The organism is Peribacillus sp. RS7 (genome assembly GCF_041956845.1).
Taxonomy (GTDB): domain Bacteria; phylum Bacillota; class Bacilli; order Bacillales; family DSM-1321; genus Peribacillus.
The window spans coordinates 1,889,229-1,905,113 of record NZ_CP168135.1 but is presented as its reverse complement, the minus strand read 5'-3'; the positions used below and the strand labels follow the sequence as shown (position 1 = coordinate 1,905,113).

At 42.4% G+C, this 15,885-nt stretch carries 16 protein-coding genes; 11 read left to right on the top strand and 5 right to left on the bottom strand.

The genetic code is table 11. From position 1 onward, the window contains the following. Positions 1-276 precede the first annotated feature (276 nt). Entirely contained in the window at positions 277-1,026 is a 750-nt protein-coding gene (gene hemQ, locus ACDZ29_RS09745; protein ID WP_289327082.1) for a hydrogen peroxide-dependent heme synthase, read from the bottom strand. 259 nt (positions 1,027-1,285) lie between these two features. Here hemQ and pta point away from each other — a divergent pair, with 259 nt between their 5' ends. Continuing rightward, the gene (gene pta / locus ACDZ29_RS09740; protein WP_289327412.1) at positions 1,286-2,272 is read left to right on the top strand and encodes a phosphate acetyltransferase; all 987 of its coding nucleotides are present in this window, start codon (positions 1,286-1,288) and stop codon (positions 2,270-2,272) included. Between the two features lie 34 nt (positions 2,273-2,306). Then, complete coding sequence (locus ACDZ29_RS09735; protein ID WP_289327081.1) at positions 2,307-3,155, top strand: lipoate--protein ligase family protein; 849 nt, start codon at positions 2,307-2,309, stop codon at positions 3,153-3,155. A gap of 249 nt (positions 3,156-3,404) precedes the next feature. Here the strand turns inward: ACDZ29_RS09735 and ACDZ29_RS09730 are convergent, their stop codons facing one another. Further along, positions 3,405-4,151, bottom strand: coding sequence for an RsfA family transcriptional regulator (locus ACDZ29_RS09730; RefSeq protein WP_289327080.1), 747 nt, complete (start codon positions 4,149-4,151; stop codon positions 3,405-3,407). 291 nt (positions 4,152-4,442) lie between these two features. On the opposite strand from ACDZ29_RS09730, the gene ACDZ29_RS09725 reads away from it, so the two are divergent. The 3 genes from ACDZ29_RS09725 (at position 4,443) to ACDZ29_RS09715 (ending at position 6,751) form a co-directional block, all read left to right on the top strand. Beyond that, a complete protein-coding gene (locus ACDZ29_RS09725; protein ID WP_048683566.1) occupies positions 4,443-4,664 on the top strand; it encodes a DUF1450 domain-containing protein in 222 nt (73 codons plus the stop codon). Positions 4,665-4,901: 237 nt separating this feature from the next. Continuing rightward, complete coding sequence (locus ACDZ29_RS09720) at positions 4,902-6,209, top strand: HD domain-containing protein (protein ID WP_148358379.1); 1,308 nt, start codon at positions 4,902-4,904, stop codon at positions 6,207-6,209. A gap of 32 nt (positions 6,210-6,241) precedes the next feature. Then, on the top strand, positions 6,242-6,751 hold the full coding sequence (locus ACDZ29_RS09715) for a YwgA family protein (RefSeq protein ID WP_076368383.1): 510 nt from the start codon (positions 6,242-6,244) through the stop codon (positions 6,749-6,751). Between the two features lie 29 nt (positions 6,752-6,780). On the opposite strand, the gene ACDZ29_RS09710 is transcribed toward ACDZ29_RS09715, so the two are convergent. Next, entirely contained in the window at positions 6,781-6,966 is a 186-nt protein-coding gene (locus tag ACDZ29_RS09710; RefSeq protein ID WP_061465772.1) for a 2-hydroxymuconate tautomerase, read from the bottom strand. Positions 6,967-7,106: 140 nt separating this feature from the next. On the opposite strand from ACDZ29_RS09710, the gene ACDZ29_RS09705 reads away from it, so the two are divergent. Together ACDZ29_RS09705 and ACDZ29_RS09700 are read left to right on the top strand one after the other, a co-directional pair. Continuing rightward, positions 7,107-7,781, top strand: coding sequence for a site-2 protease family protein (locus tag ACDZ29_RS09705; protein ID WP_375090748.1), 675 nt, complete (start codon positions 7,107-7,109; stop codon positions 7,779-7,781). Between the two features lie 38 nt (positions 7,782-7,819). Then, the gene (locus ACDZ29_RS09700) at positions 7,820-8,329 is read left to right on the top strand and encodes a YwhD family protein (RefSeq protein WP_289314279.1); all 510 of its coding nucleotides are present in this window, start codon (positions 7,820-7,822) and stop codon (positions 8,327-8,329) included. 148 nt (positions 8,330-8,477) lie between these two features. On the opposite strand, the gene ACDZ29_RS09695 is transcribed toward ACDZ29_RS09700, so the two are convergent. Further along, complete coding sequence (locus tag ACDZ29_RS09695) at positions 8,478-10,547, bottom strand: transglycosylase domain-containing protein (protein ID WP_289327078.1); 2,070 nt, start codon at positions 10,545-10,547, stop codon at positions 8,478-8,480. 208 nt (positions 10,548-10,755) lie between these two features. Between ACDZ29_RS09695 and speE the strand changes: the two genes are divergently transcribed. From speE to argS, 4 genes are all read left to right on the top strand, one after another. Then, positions 10,756-11,583, top strand: a complete 828-nt coding sequence (speE, locus tag ACDZ29_RS09690; RefSeq protein ID WP_053348438.1) for a spermidine synthase — start codon at positions 10,756-10,758, stop codon at positions 11,581-11,583. Positions 11,584-11,597: 14 nt separating this feature from the next. Beyond that, entirely contained in the window at positions 11,598-12,476 is an 879-nt protein-coding gene (gene speB, locus ACDZ29_RS09685) for an agmatinase (RefSeq protein WP_289327077.1), read from the top strand. A 271-nt stretch (positions 12,477-12,747) separates the two neighbouring features. Then, entirely contained in the window at positions 12,748-13,188 is a 441-nt protein-coding gene (locus ACDZ29_RS09680) for a DUF1934 domain-containing protein (RefSeq protein WP_289314282.1), read from the top strand. A 3-nt stretch (positions 13,189-13,191) separates the two neighbouring features. Then, a complete protein-coding gene (argS, locus tag ACDZ29_RS09675; RefSeq protein WP_289327076.1) occupies positions 13,192-14,862 on the top strand; it encodes an arginine--tRNA ligase in 1,671 nt (556 codons plus the stop codon). A 51-nt stretch (positions 14,863-14,913) separates the two neighbouring features. On the opposite strand, the gene uvsE is transcribed toward argS, so the two are convergent. Continuing rightward, on the bottom strand, positions 14,914-15,867 hold the full coding sequence (gene uvsE / locus ACDZ29_RS09670; protein ID WP_370016876.1) for a UV DNA damage repair endonuclease UvsE: 954 nt from the start codon (positions 15,865-15,867) through the stop codon (positions 14,914-14,916). Between the last annotated feature and the right edge of the window lie 18 nt (positions 15,868-15,885).

Genomic DNA, 15,885 nt, shown 5'->3' with positions numbered 1-15,885 from the left:
GGTGGCTTAAAAAACCACAATGAATTTGAGTGATACGTAACGGTTGCCGTTCATGTTTTAATTCGAACCCTCTTGTCTGCTAATGAATGGAAGTAACGTTCCTTCACCTCGCTGAAGTCAGGAAATTTTCCTGAAGCTGAATGGGACTGTGAAAAAATAAATTCATCACTATTGAAAATGTATGGGATATGCATTGGTTTTATTCCAAAGATGGGGAAAAATAAAAAGGAGTGGACGCAAAAGGAAAAAGCTTCCGGAAACCGGAAGCTCATCGTCTTATACGTATAAGAAAGAAGGTACGTTTTCTTCCGGCAGGATATTGCCTACAAAGAAAGAACCAAATGCAGCGTATCGTGCACTCACTTCATCAAAACGCATTTCATAGATCAATTTTTTAAATTGAAGGACATCATCCGCGAATAGTGTAACGCCCCATTCATAATCGTCAAAACCGACAGAACCGGAAATGATTTGTTTTACTTTACCGGCATAACTGCGGCCAATCAAGCCGTGGGAACGCATTAAGCCTTTGCGTTCTTCCATGGAAAGCATATACCAGTTATCATCTCCATCACGACGCTTGTCCATTGGATAGAAGCATACATGTTTCGCTTTTGGAAGTATCGGATAAAGTCTAGAACGAACATGAGGGTTCTGATAAGGGTCCTCACCATCTCCACTTGCCAAGTAATTGCTTAATTCCACGACGGAAACGTATGAATAAGCGGGGATTGTATACTCGGCAAGCTTCGTTTTGTTGAATTCATTTTCAATTATATTCAATTCTTCCATGGTTGGGCGGGCAAACATTAGCATGAAGTCCGCTTTTTGACCAACGATGGAATATAGGGCATGGCTGCCTTCGTTGTCGCTTTGTGTCATATTCCATTTATCCAGTAAACCTTGGAATTCTGAGATAGCCAATTGGCGTTCGTCACTTGATAAGGTTTTCCAAGAAGCCCAGTCGATCAGACGGAAGTCATGTAAACAATACCAGCCATCCAGTGTTTGTGCTGCTTCACTCATTACGATCACTCCTAAGTCTTATTATAACTTTAATATATCATAGTTTCAGTATAAGGAAATTTATATCAACCCGCAAACACCATCACTGTTTTTCGGTGTTCAAACAAATTTCAAATTTACGGAATGGTTGGTGACCAAAGTGGCTGGAATTTACCTAGCTGCTAGAGTATTCTTAAAAGAAGACGACTATGGAATTCTTGCCGAATGGTTAAATATAGGAAAAACAGGGGAAACGTATCTAAAAAAGGAGGAAGAGCCAGTGAGTGATTTATTTGAAATTTTGGAATCGAAAGTTATGGGGCATAATTTAAAGATCGTTTTTCCAGAAGGGTTGGATGAACGGATTTTGGGAGCGGCAGGCAGGCTTGCCAAAGCTAAACTGGTGACACCTGTATTGATCGGGGATATCGGGTTGATTCAAGAGAAGGCAAAGGATTTGAAAATCTCCCTTGATGCAATCGAAATATATGATCCGAAGAATTATATCATGATGGATGAAATGGTTGAAGCGTTTGTGAAGGTCCGTGAAGGTAAAGAGACTGATATACAAGCACGTGAAATCTTAAAGGATGAGAACTATTTTGGAACCATGCTCGTCCATATGAAACTGGCACATGGAATGGTGAGTGGTGCAACGCATTCGACTGCCGATACGGTTCGCCCCGCCCTAAGGATCATCAAGACAAAGCCAGGCGTCCAAAAAACATCGGGTGTATTCATCATGGTCCGGGAAGAAGAAAAATATGTCTTCGCGGATTGTGCGATAAATATAAACCCTGATTCCCAGGACCTGGCCGAAATCGCAATCGAAAGTGCGAAGACTGCACTAATGTTCGATATCGAACCGCGTGTGGCTATGTTGAGCTTTTCTACGAAGGGGTCGGCAAAATCACCCGAGACGCTAAAAGTAGTCGATGCCGTCGAATTGGCAAAAGAAATGGATCCTGAAATCATTTTGGATGGGGAATTTCAGTTTGACGCGGCTTTTGTTCCTTCGGTAGCAAGAAAAAAAGCACCGGATTCCCTTATTCAGGGGGATGCGAATGTTTTTATTTTCCCAAGCCTCGAAGCAGGGAACATTAGCTACAAGATGGTACAGCGCTTGGGTGGCTTCGAAGCGGTCGGCCCGATCCTTCAGGGGCTGAACCGTCCTGTAAATGACCTTTCGAGGGGATGCAGCGAAGAGGATGTATATAAGCTGGCAGTCATTACAGCGGCACAGGGGATTGTGGCGCAGTATCAATAGGCCGCTTGAGGATAAAAAGTAGAGGGAGATTCGTATGAGTGAAACAGATTCATTATTAATGCAACAAGAGTGGCGGGTTATTGATCAATCCTCCGTTGGACCTCAGTTTCCTGCTCTAGAGTCCTTTGCGATGGATGATACATTTTGCGCTTCCGTAGGGTCAGGTAAATCAGCAGCCGTAGCAAGAGCGTGGGTACACCATCGAACCATCGTCCTGGGTATACAGGATACGAAGTTGCCCTTCCTTAAAAAGGGTTTGGATCATTTAAAAGAACATGATCATCAGGCCATTGTAAGGAATTCCGGAGGGCTGGCAGTCGTGCTGGATGAGGGGGTCCTGAATTTTTCGCTCATTTTTCCTGAAAATGAGCGAAAAATTGAAATCAATCGTGGATATGATGCGATGTGGGAGCTTGTCCAATTGATGTTTTCCGATTTCCCAGTCACGATGGAGGCAAGGGAAATCGTCGGTTCCTATTGTCCTGGAAGTTATGATTTAAGTATAAATGGGCAGAAGTTTGCGGGCATATCCCAACGCAGGATTCGTAATGGCGTAGCGGTGCAAATCTATTTGTGTGTTAATGGAAGCGGGGCTGAACGTGCCAGTCTCGTTAAGGGTTTTTATGATGCAGCTAAAGGAAATGCAGAAACCAAATTCGTTTATCCTGATATCGTCCCTTCGGTAATGGCATCCCTTACAGAATTATTGGGCGTGCAATTGAGTGTTCAGGATGTGATGCTCAGATTCCTTCATGTCTTGAAGGAACATAGCGGAAAGATATTCTCTGACACTCTTTCTGTTCAGGAATGGCCGTTATATGAGGCATACTTGACAAGAGTGGTGGAACGCAATGATAAAGTATTCGATTCAATAAAGGATTGATATGCAAAAGGCTGTTCCTGTGTCAGGGACGGCCTTTTGCATGTAATACGACTTTAGCATTCACTGAAACTGTAAAAGGGACTGTATGATAGGCAGCAGAGGTATAATCACCGAACATCCTTGGACGATTTTATCCTTTTTTCTTGGCCATGAAAAAAAGAGCCTTGTTGGCTCCCTTTTTCGGATAAACATGGGTGAATGGCCTTTAGCATGTGGTTGATCTATGTAACTGAACCCCACATTATCAAATTACTCAGCCATTTTTTCCAAATTTCCATTCCGGTCCATCTTGAACTTAGTTGCCGGACGTTCCTCTTCTTCTAACAAGACCAGCTTTCTTGCTCGGTTCATGATATTCATCAAAGTTTCATAATCTTCCTGCATCAAGCCGCTGTTTTGTTCTAAGTGGCTGATTTTATTCTCCAAATCTTCGTTTCGCTTTTTCAGTCCTTTAATTTCGAGCTTCAATCTTTCATTTTCGGTTTTTAATACTTCGGCTTGAAGCATACGGCCATTCATAGATTCCAAATACGCGATGACGGTATCTAGGTTCATGGCTTTTTCCAAAGTTACTGGAGTGTTCTGTGGCTTAGGAGCGAGAGCTTCAGCCACAACGAATTCTTCTGCTGCTTCATAATTGGTGGTATCGACTTCGGATTGCAAGTCTAGTTCCTCTTCTTGTACTTGAGAAACCACTATGTCCGAAATCGTTGGGGACGGCGGTGTATAAAGAAGCCGTTTTTTCCCTCCTTGATCTTTTCCAAGAATCCTTTGCCGTTGCTTACGCTGTTTCTTGGCAAGGGATAGCGCTTTATCATAATTATGGCGGACAACTGCATTCCAGCGGAATCCGCATGCGGCAGAGGTGCGATTCAACTTATCTCCTACCTCTTCAAATGCATTTAGCTGAGTGCTGCCTTCTCGCACATGGCGTAATACCGTTTCTGCCAAAAGCAAATCATCTTCTTCTGTCCAGGCGTCTTGACGAACCTTCATTTCTACATACTCCCTTTCTGGTAACTTTTAAAATAAATAACTATATAAAATATCGTGTGGCAGTGATTTATGGAGTGTTCTACTAGCATTTTGGACAAAATTTGGATTTTTTATACAAAAAGGTTGAAAGGATACTAGTTTTTTGATTAATTACATCATTTACTAGCGGCTGCCCTTTCCTTTTCACATCATCCAGCCCTCTTGATATTCATAAGTAGAAACGGTAAAATACCTTTTAGTCATATAAATGGAAAGAAAAATAGTTTGTCATGGAAAGGATGGTGCCGGAGGATGTCCAATGAATTCAGAGTGTGTGATGACTGCTTGGCGGTAAACATCAAAACATTGATCCCCCGTCTTGAAAAGCTTGATCCCGACGCGAAAATTGAAGTGGGCTGTCAATCCTATTGCGGTCCTGGCAGAAAGAAATCATTTGCCTTCGTCAATAACCGTCCAGTTGCTGCACCGACAGAAGACGAGTTACTAGATAAAATCAATAAAAAACTAAAGTAGGATCCATGAGATATAGTTGGAGTGGATTGTTTGCTTTTGATAAATGGAACAAGCTGTTCATCACCCAGATTCAACAAACTGCGGTGATTTTTTATTTCCTTATTTTCGAGACTAAACCCGACGGGAACTTCCGTTTTCTTACAAAATGACCCCTCTTACTAGAAAGGGGAAAGTTAGGGTTTTTTGTCAAAACACGCTATAATGAGTGCATCGAGATTATGAAAAAGAGGGTAGTTCATGGAATATTCCGGCGAAAAATTACAAGAAGAAAAAGTATTCAAGGACCCGGTGCACCGATATATACATGTTCGTGATCGGGTTATATGGGATTTAATAGGAACGAAGGAATTCCAGCGTCTTCGAAGGATCAAACAGCTGGGAACGACTTATTTAACCTTTCATGGTGCGGAACATAGTCGGCTTAGCCATTCGCTTGGAGTATATGAGATAGTTCGGAGAATCGTCGATGATGTTTTCGAGGGCAGACCGGAGTGGAAACCTGAGGAACGGTTACTATCCCTATGTGCAGCCCTTCTGCATGATTTGGGCCATGGTCCCTTCTCTCATTCTTTTGAAAAGGTGTTTGACCTGGATCATGAGCAATTCACGCAGCAGATAATCGTCGGCGATACGGAAGTGAATAAGATCCTCCTTCGAGTAGGGCGTGATTTCCCGAAAAAAGTGGCAGAAGTCATAGCGAAAACCTATAAAGGCAAATTAGTAGTCAGCCTGATTTCAAGTCAGATCGATGCTGATAGAATGGACTATTTACAGCGTGATGCTTACTTCACTGGCGTGAGTTATGGACATTTCGATATGGAAAGGCTTTTGCGTGTAATGAGGCCCAGGGAAGAACATGCCGTCATAAAACAAAGCGGGATGCATGCGGTTGAGGATTATATCATGAGTCGCTACCAAATGTATTGGCAGGTTTACTTCCATCCAGTTACGAGAAGTGCGGAGGTCATACTTACCAAGATTCTACATAGGGCGAAACATTTATATGAATCCGGTTATGAGTTTGCTCAAGAACCGCACCATTTTTATTCATTGTTCAAGGGAGAAGTGACTTTAACGGACTATTTGAAAATGGATGAAGCGGTGATGCTCTATTATTTCGAAGCATGGGAAGAGGAAAACGATGCGATTTTAAAAGATTTATGCACTCGCTTCGTTAACCGTAAACTATTTAAATATGTGGAATTCCATCCATCGAACAGTCAAATGAACAGATTGATGGAATTAAGGACTTTATTCAAGAAGGCGGGCATCGATCCGGATTATTATCTCGTCGTAGATTCTTCATCGGATCTGCCGTATGATTTTTACCGGCCAGGTGAGGAAGAGGAGAGACTGCCGATTCACTTGCTGAAAAATAATGGCGAAATTCGGGAATTATCGCGTGAATCCGAAATTGTCGATGCAATTTCAGGAAAAAGAAGAACGGATCATAAGTTGTATTATCCAGCAGATTTATTGCGTGATGAATCTACGAAGAAAAATATAAAAAAACAGATTCGTAAGCTTTTGGAGCTATCGGATTAAAGTGGTACATTTTTGGTGAGGAGTGACGAGCCTTGTTTAAGGATCATGCAAACATTATCAATGCAATTTCTACTGCCGGTGAAATCTCGGGTCGGAAAAAATTACAAAAAATCGTTTATATCGCGAAGAAGCTGTCCTTCCCATTTCATGAAAAGTTTCAGTTTCACTTTTACGGACCATATTCGGAGGAGTTAACCTTGCGGATTGAAGAGCTCTGCGAAATGGGTTACTTGAATGAAGTAAGGGAAAAAAAAGCAGGGTATTATCAGTATTGTTATTCGATTACGGACGCCGGCCAGGATTTCCTATCCATCCAGGAAGTGGAGATGCCAGCTCTTGAGGCATGCTTACTGGATATGAACGAACAGAATGCCCGGTTTTTGGAGCTTGTTTCAACGGTGTTATACTTTGACACGCTTGAAAAAGAAGAAGTCACCGAGAAAATTTTCACGCTGAAAAGCAAACAAAAATATACGCTTGAAGAAATTGATGAGGCATATGAATATATTGAGCAGTTAAAAACAAAAGCTAAGCCGAATTGATGGCTTAGCTTTTCCCCATTATGTAAAGCTCATTGATCGCTTTTACGGACACCGGCTACTGCCAAGTGATTTTTTGACATTTCTTCAATGAAAATCGTAACGGCTTCAGCTGGTGCTCCAGTTGTTTCCGTAACGGCTGCAGTCACCTTTTCAACTAAAGCTTTCTTTTGTTCGTCTGTACGGCCTTCAAGCATTTTGACTGTTACATATGGCATCTCTCATTCCCCCCTTCCTCTCTCATCTTGTAGTGTTTCACAATGGAAAAATAATTGCAAGACACGGAAGTCAGAGTTTTTTCACTTCTTGCTCTTTTGATGTATACTAACGGTAATAAATATTGGGGGAGAAGCTATCAATGCAATTCTTGGAGCAAATAGAACGGTTTTTGTTTTATCCTTTGGAACAGCTTCCATATGTCATTGTGTCACTGTTAATCGCATTTACGGTTCATGAATTTTCACATGCCTATGTAGCCAATAAGTTCGGTGACCCGACTGCAAAGAATGAAGGAAGAGTCACATTGAATCCGATTTCGCATTTGGATCCGATCGGAACTCTGTTAATATTGATAGCCGGATTTGGTTGGGCGAGACCTGTACCGGTTAATCGTTTTCATTTCAAGAATCCAAAATTGGCAGGGGTGCTTGTCTCTTTTGCCGGTCCGTTCAGTAATTTGCTTGTTGCAATTTTGGGGTATTTGATTTTTTATGGGTTGCTGGCGGCAGGCGTTGGACCTGATTTACCGTTCTTCGTTCAGCCATTCTTCGAGGTGCTCATCAACTTAAATATCCTTTTGTTTGTATTTAATCTGTTACCGCTGCCGCCGCTCGATGGTTATAGGATCGTACAGGATCTTGTTTCAGCTGACTTGCGGGCAAAAATGACCCAGTATGAACAATATGGCTCACTGATTTTTTTGATTCTGATCATCACACCGCTGAGCAAGTATACAATTGGCCCGATTTTGAACAATGTTGTACCATTGGTAGGCGACGTCCTGAGTCGGTTCTTTACACTTTTTCTTTTTTAAACGATAGGAAATGACAAACCATAAAGGGGGATATAAACATGGAAGAACAACCAAAGAAAAAGGTAGGCTTCAATATTATAAAAAACGACCCTACAGAAGGTCATGGCGGATATGGAGCAGGTGTTTTAACGCTCGATAATATTTCTCCGGTCATAATCGATGTGGATGCAGGTGAAGCCGAGGTCGATATCGGCGCGATGCATGCAAGGAGTGCAGTGGAAAAAGGAATTAAATTTTTAAAGACTAAAGAAGAGGTCCCGAATGCCAAACCTTACTGGCTTGTTTGGGTGACCATTGAAGCCACTCAAAATGGTCCGCACTATGCAGGTGTGACAGCTTGTGAAATGACGGTCGACCGCTCAATTAGACGTGGTTATAAATCGCTTCCGGAGCATGTTAACCGGATGGATAAATCACTGAAACGGCAAATCATCGTCGAGGACATGGATGATAAATCCAAACGTATACTTGCAGACTTCCTGAAAAACCATGATGCAGGAATGTGGGAGCGCTCTTCTGCACTGCTCAAGGAGTCATTGACGGTTTGAATCTGATTTAATCGATGAAATGTTAGGTTTAGTGAAAAATTCACTTGTAGGAAACGGATAAAATAAGTAAACTTAAAGACAGCAGTTTAGACACTGTGGAACTAGGACAGAAAAACCCCGAAGCCGCTACCGGCTTCGGGGTTTTTCGTTATCCCCATGGTTTTAAGACTTTTTTGTACCACGGTGCCTTCTTTTGTTCTTCTCCTTTTGGGGCATGTTTCGGGCTTTCACCCTTAAAGTGCTCGGCACAGTATTCGACAGGTTCGGAGCCTTTAACATAATAAGTAAGTCTTGAGGCAGGACAATCCTTTGTTGCCAATTTTCCACTGACGGGATTCACGTTTACCCCGATTACGTTTTCCGTTTCCTTAAACGATTTTGCTGGTTTACCTTGTAGGCCCTTTTCCATATAAGAAGCCCAGATTTTCTTTGCATAGCCTTTTTCAGCAGGGTTCTCGATCTTTTTACCTTGATCATATCCAGTCCATACTCCAGCTACAAGCTCCGGTGTGTAACCAATCATCCAGCTATCCGTCGGGGTGGAACCTGATTTGCCGGCATATGGGCGGGTCAGCTGGGAGCTGATGGTGCTGCCGGTCACTTTCGTATAGCCATTTAAGGTTTCATCAAAAACCCCGGTAAGCATCTGAGTCATGACAAAGGCCTTATCCTCATCCAAAATCTGTTCCGGTTTCTTATTTCCATCAAAAATCACTTCACCTTTTTGATTTTCAACCTTTTTGATGAACACGGGTTCAACCTTCTTGCCGCCGTTAGCCAGAATGCTGTACGCATTCACCATTTCAATCGCCCTTACACCTGACGTACCAAGTGCAAGGGATGGAACGGCATCCATTTTCGCCGTGATGCCGAAACGATGCGCTGTATCAACCAGGGTCTGTTCCCCAAGGAACAGGTGCGTTTTTACGGCGAAGATGTTATCGGAAAGAGCAATGGCCTGAGCCATCGTTATTTCGCCTTCCGCATATTGATGGTTGTAATTATGCGGTGTATATGACGAGTGACCATCATCGAAAGAAAATGTAGTAATCTCACTTTTTAAAGTGGTAGATGGTGTGAAACCATTCTCCAGCGCTGAGTAGTATAGCAATGGCTTCATCGTGGAACCGGGCTGGCGAACAGCCTGTGTAGCTCGATTGAATGGCGACTCCGCATAATCTTTACCACCGACCAGTGCACGGACTTCCCCGGTGTCCGGATCCATTGCCACTATCGAAGCTTGAATCCCTGAAGACTTGGGTATGGTAGTGGAAAGGACCTCTTCGGCAACATCCTGCTGGGTTTCATCCAGTGTGGTATAGACCTTAAGTCCGCCTAGCTCGATCGTCCGGTCATCTAAATGAAGCTGTGATTTTAAAGCCTGCTTGACCGCATCCTGGAAATAAGGAGCGGTTTTATTGGTGACCGTTCCGTGCTCGCCCTTTAATGTAAGGGATGTTTGCAATGCTTCCGCGATGTTTTTTCCTGAAATGTAGCTTTTGTTTTTCATGGCTTGCAGGACAACTTTCTGCCTTGATTTCGCTTTTTCAAAGTTATCCAATGGAGAATAATTTGACGGACCTTTTGGTATTCCGGCCAGCATGCTCGCTTCAGGAAGAGTCAAATCCTTGGCATCCTTGCCAAAGTAATATTGACTTGCAGCTTGGGCTCCATATGCGCCATGGCCATAGTAAATCGTATTTAAATAGCCTTCTAGAATTTCCTTTTTTGAGTAGTTCATTTCTAAACGTACAGTATAGAAGGCTTCATTGAGTTTCCGCGACCACGTTTTGTCATGACCCAGAAAAAGGTTCCTGGCATACTGCTGGGTAATGGTGCTTGCACCCTGGACTTTGGACATTGCTTTGATATCCGCAAGGATGGCACCGCCGATCCGTTTTATATCAAATCCATTATGAGTGTAAAATTGACGGTCCTCAACAGCGACAGTTGCTTTGATGAGCTGTGGTGAAATCGAATCCATTCCGGCCCAATAACGTTTCTGGCCATTATCGGTTTCCCCGATCACATTTCCGCTATCACTATAATAGAGAGTGGACTGCGGCACGACCAAAGGAGGCGGACCTAATATTTTTGCATAAATCAGTAAGGAGAGAAGCAATACAAAGAGTATAGTGAGCCCGATTGTGGCAAGGATAATGAAGGCCCGTACATATTTAGTTGTCCTTTTAAATCGTTCGCTTGGAATCAATTCCATTGCTTTCACCTCTCTTATCAGAAAAAGAATCTATTATCTATTACTATTATGGAAAAAAAAGAAATTTTTAAACATAAGAACTGCATTTACGAAATTTATCTTGCATTTCTGCTAGATTCGTCTATAATTTTTCTAGCTAATGACTATACCGATTTTGGGGAACCTATTAGGTGACTGACAATATGAAATGGAAAAGGAGCGTTAATAAATGAGCATTTGGTTTACTGAAAAACAAACAGAGAATTTTGGTATTACGATGAAAGTGAATCGTACTTTACATACGGAGCAAACTGAGTTTCAAAAGCTGGATATGATTGAAACGGAAGAGTGGGGCAATATGCTATTGTTGGATGACATGGTAATGACTTCACAGCGCGATGAATTCGTTTACCATGAAATGGTAGCCCATGTTCCTTTATTCACTCATCCTAATCCAGAAAACGTTTTGGTTGTTGGCGGAGGGGACGGAGGAGTTATCCGTGAAATCCTGAAGCATCCAAGCGTAAAAAAAGCTACATTGGTGGATATCGATGGGAAAGTCATCGAATACTCAAAGAAATTCTTGCCTGAAATTGCAGGCATGCTTGAAGATCCGCGTGTAGACGTACAAGTGGGGGATGGCTTCATGCACATCGCCAAAAGTGAAAATGAATATGACGTGATCATGGTCGACTCAACTGAACCTGTTGGACCTGCTGTCAATTTATTCACTAAAGGTTTTTATGCCGGGATTTCCAAAGCTTTGAAAGAAGATGGGATTTTTGTGGCACAATCAGACAATCCTTGGTTTAAAGCAGACTTAATTCGTGATGTACAACGTGATGTAAAAGAAATATTCCCAATCACTAGCCTTTATTTAGCGAATATCCCGACGTATCCAAGCGGCCTTTGGGCGTTCACGATCGGGTCGAAAAAATATAATCCATTAGAAGTGACGGAAGACCGTTTTCATGAAATCGAAACGAAATATTATACAAAAGAACTTCATAAAGCAGCTTTCGTTCTGCCTAAATTCGTTCAAGATTTAGTGAAATAAGGGAGGCGTGGACCATGAAATTCGATGAAGCCTATTCAGGCAATGTATTCATTAAAAGCCACCCAGTTTTTGAAGAATCTGAAGCTGTGCTATACGGTATGCCGATGGACTGGACCGTAAGTTTCCGTCCTGGTTCCCGCTTCGGCCCTACCCGGATTCGAGAAGTTTCGATTGGTTTGGAAGAGTACAGCCCATATTTAGATCGTGAATTAGAAGAAGTTAAATTCTTTGATGCCGGAGATATCCCATTACCATTTGGTAATCCGCAGCGCAGCATCGATATGATTGAAAAATTTGTCGACAGCTTGTTGGATGCAGGTAAGTTCCCAATGGGGATGGGAGGCGAACACCTTGTCACATGGCCTGTCATCAAAGCCATGTACAAAAAGTATCCCGATATGGCCATCATCCATATGGATGCCCATACAGATTTACGTGAGGATTATGAGGGAGAACCACTTTCCCATGCTTCCATCATCCGCAAATCCGCGGAGCTTATCGGTCCGAAAAATGTATACTCTTTCGGCATCCGTTCCGGTTTGAAGGAAGAATTCCAATGGGCAAAAGAAAACGGCATGCACATCTCTAAATTTGAAGTTCTTGAACCTCTTAAAGAAGTACTGCCGCAGTTAGCAGGGCGTCCTGTATATGTAACGATCGACATCGATGTTCTTGATCCAGCGCATGCGCCAGGAACGGGCACCGTAGATTGTGGGGGCATCACTTCAAAAGAGCTTTTAGCTTCGATTCATGAGATAGCCCGATCTGAAATTAATGTAGTCGGCTGCGATTTAGTTGAAGTTGCACCGATTTATGACCCATCCGAGCAGACAGCGAACACGGCGAGCAAGCTGATTCGCGAAATGATTTTAGGTTGGGTTCAAAAAGGTTAATGGATGGAAGACTTGACTGTTCCTGTTTTTTAGCAGGAATGGTCTTTTTTTATCCATCCCTGAAAAGAATTTACACCTGATTGACTCTTTTTTAATTCCACCCAATGGAGTCATTATTGCGTTAAAATCAAATGAATTGCAACAAGATGATTTCGACAGTTTATCCTCAATTTTTTGGAATTACATTTTATTTTCCGCTCCAAGTTGAAACTTCCTTGAAGAGTATTTATACTTATAAAGTTAAGAACGACATGATGAAGGAAGTGTAGCTTTGACTCTTCATGATATAGATAAGCATGCTATTAAAGTGACTTTACAGACAAAAATCAAGCATGGCTCAGAAACCGAAACGTATGAGCTGGTCACATTTGGTACAAAAATGTATAAAGGTTCAGATTTATATTTGCAATATAAAGAGGAAAGTGAAGTCGGTCAAACACAAACGACCATCAAGCACAAAAAGGATGAAACGATCCTGCTTAGAAATGGTGCCATTAAAATGAGGCAGCTTTTCCGCCTACAGGAAGCGACAAATGGACATTATGAAAGTATATATGGCAGGTTAGGGTTACGGACGACCACGAAGAAAATTCATCATCAATGGGATGAGCAGTCCAAACAAGGGAAACTTGTTCTTAAATATACGTTACATATGCAGGGAAGCGAACCCGGTCAATATGAGATGACGATTTCCTATAAGGAGGAAGCATAGCACATGAATATAGTAAAAGAGGTACAGGAAAAACTGAAAGAAGAAATTAAAGCGGCGGTCATTAAAGCTGGTTTAGCAACGGAAGAGCAGATTCCAAATGTTGTATTGGAACTTCCAAGAGATAAAACACACGGAGATTACTCCACGAATATGGCCATGCAATTAACGAAGGTTGCAAAGAAAGCACCCAAAATGATAGCAGAAGCAATCATCGAAAACTTTGACAATTCAAAAGCGTCCATTGAAAAAATAGAAATTGCAGGACCAGGTTTCATAAACTTCTACATGAATAATTCTTATTTGACAGAATTGATTCCTGTCATTTTGAAAGTGGATGGAGCATATGGGGAAAGTGACTTTGGAAAAGGTGAAAAAATCCAAGTGGAGTTCGTTTCCGCGAACCCGACCGGTGATCTCCATCTAGGTCATGCCCGTGGTGCAGCAGTAGGTGATACGTTATGTAATATCCTGTCTAAAGCAGGTTATGATGTTTCACGTGAATACTACATCAATGATGCAGGTAATCAAATCAATAATTTGGCCATTTCCATAGAAGCCCGTTATTTCCAGGCACTTGGCCTCGAAAAGGATATGCCTGAGGGCGGTTATCATGGCGAAGATATCATTGGAATCGGTAAAACGCTCGCAAGTGAATATGGGGATAAATATGTAAATGCGGATGAAAAGGAACGTTTTGAATTTTTCCGTGAGTACGGCTTGAAATATGAAATGGAAAAATTGAAAACGGACTTGGGAAATTTCCGTGTCGGATTTGATGTATGGTACTCGGAAACATCCCTATATGAAGACGGTAAAATTGATGAAGCCCTCAAAGTGTTGAGGGAAAGGGGCCATGTCTATGAGGAAGAAGGGGCTACATGGTTCCGCTCTACGGAATTAGGCGATGATAAGGACCGGGTGCTTATTAAACAGGATGGGTCTTACACATATCTGACACCTGATATTGCCTATCACCGGAATAAATTGGAGCGCGGCTTTGAAACGTTGATCAATATCTGGGGTGCGGACCACCACGGCTATATCCCGCGTATGAAAGCAGCGATCGAAGCGTTAGGGTACAAACGTGAGCAGCTTGAAGTGGAAATCATCCAGCTTGTTCACCTGTACAAGGATGGCGAGAAAATGAAGATGAGTAAGCGTACTGGTAAAGCAGTTACGATGCGTGATCTTATTGAGGAAGTAGGACTGGATGCAACACGTTATTTCTTTGCGATGAGAAGTGCGGATACTCATATGGACTTCGATTTGGATCTTGCGGTATCACAATCCAATGATAACCCGGTTTATTATGCACAATATGCTCACGCCCGCATTTCCAGCATTTTACGCCAAGGTGTGGAACAAGGGATCAGCTATGAAGGAATCACTGATTTCTCTTCCCTTTCTACTGAAAAAGAAGTGGAGCTTTTGAAGAAGTTAGGTGAATTCCCGCAGGCAATAGCGGAAGCAGCCGAAAAACGTATGCCTCACCGCATGACGAATTATATATTCGACCTCGCTTCCACATTCCACAGCTTCTACAATGCTGATAAGGTTTTGGATGTTGAAAAGTTGGAGAGAAGTAAGGCACGTCTAGGACTGGTTAAATCCGTCCAAATTACTTTAAAGAATGCATTAGCTATAATCGGGGTTTCGGCACCGGAAAAAATGTAATGGAAAAAGCGGCTGTTTCTAGCGAAACAGCCGCTTTTTTTTTTAGGTTAATTAGCACTCGACTGCACCGCCGCTCACCCTTTTTACACCACGAACCTTAGATATATCTTCAATCAGCTGCAGCATTGCCCGGTCCTTCATCTTGGCCTCGATCATGAAATCCACGTCCTGTCCAAGCTCTTTAAGAACTTTAAAAAGGGGCATGATAAAGTCCAAATCGATATAATCTGCATGCGAGCGAAATTCACCTGCCGATTTTGGGGATGAAATATGAATCTTTGGTACCGCCCCTGCCTGACTCCAAGTGGTGAACACCTCGGTGAGCAGCTCGTTAAGCGGCTCATCTGAAAGGTTTGCGAGATGATGGTGGTAATCGAATACAAGTGGGATGCCTTCCCTTGTACATACGCTCAGTGTTTCAGATGCTGTATACGTTTTATCATCATTCTCCAAAGTCATTCTTTCCTTGACATGCATAGGAAGCGATTTAAGGTTGTCATGAACCCTTACTATGGCGGACTCTTTATCACCATAGGCCCCACCGACATGGATATTGATGAAAGAGGTGTCCGCAATGCCCATTGCTTCCAGCATTTTATAATGGAACTCCATATCTTTTACGGCATTTTGTGTAATCTCAGGTTTAGGGCTGGTAAACAGCGTAAACTGATTGGGGTGAAAACTGACCCTCATCTTGTGTGCAGTAACCCAATCCCCAAGCTGTTTCCACTCTTTTTTAAAAGGAGTCACGAAATCCCATTCTATTTCGGGATGTGTGGCTAAAGGCACAATGGAACTGGACATCCGGTATATTTCTACTTGGTGGGCGGTGTTATATTGAAGGACCCTTAAGGTATTTTCAATGTTCTGCCGTGTCACACTCAGGAGTTTTTCCATCCCTTTTTCCGTGCCAAGTGTGCTATATCGCTTGAAAGTAAGTGTTTTAGCTGGAGAAGCTTCCCATAAACAGGTGGCGTTGGATACGAAACCAAATCTTATTTTCATTATATTTTTCTCCTTGAA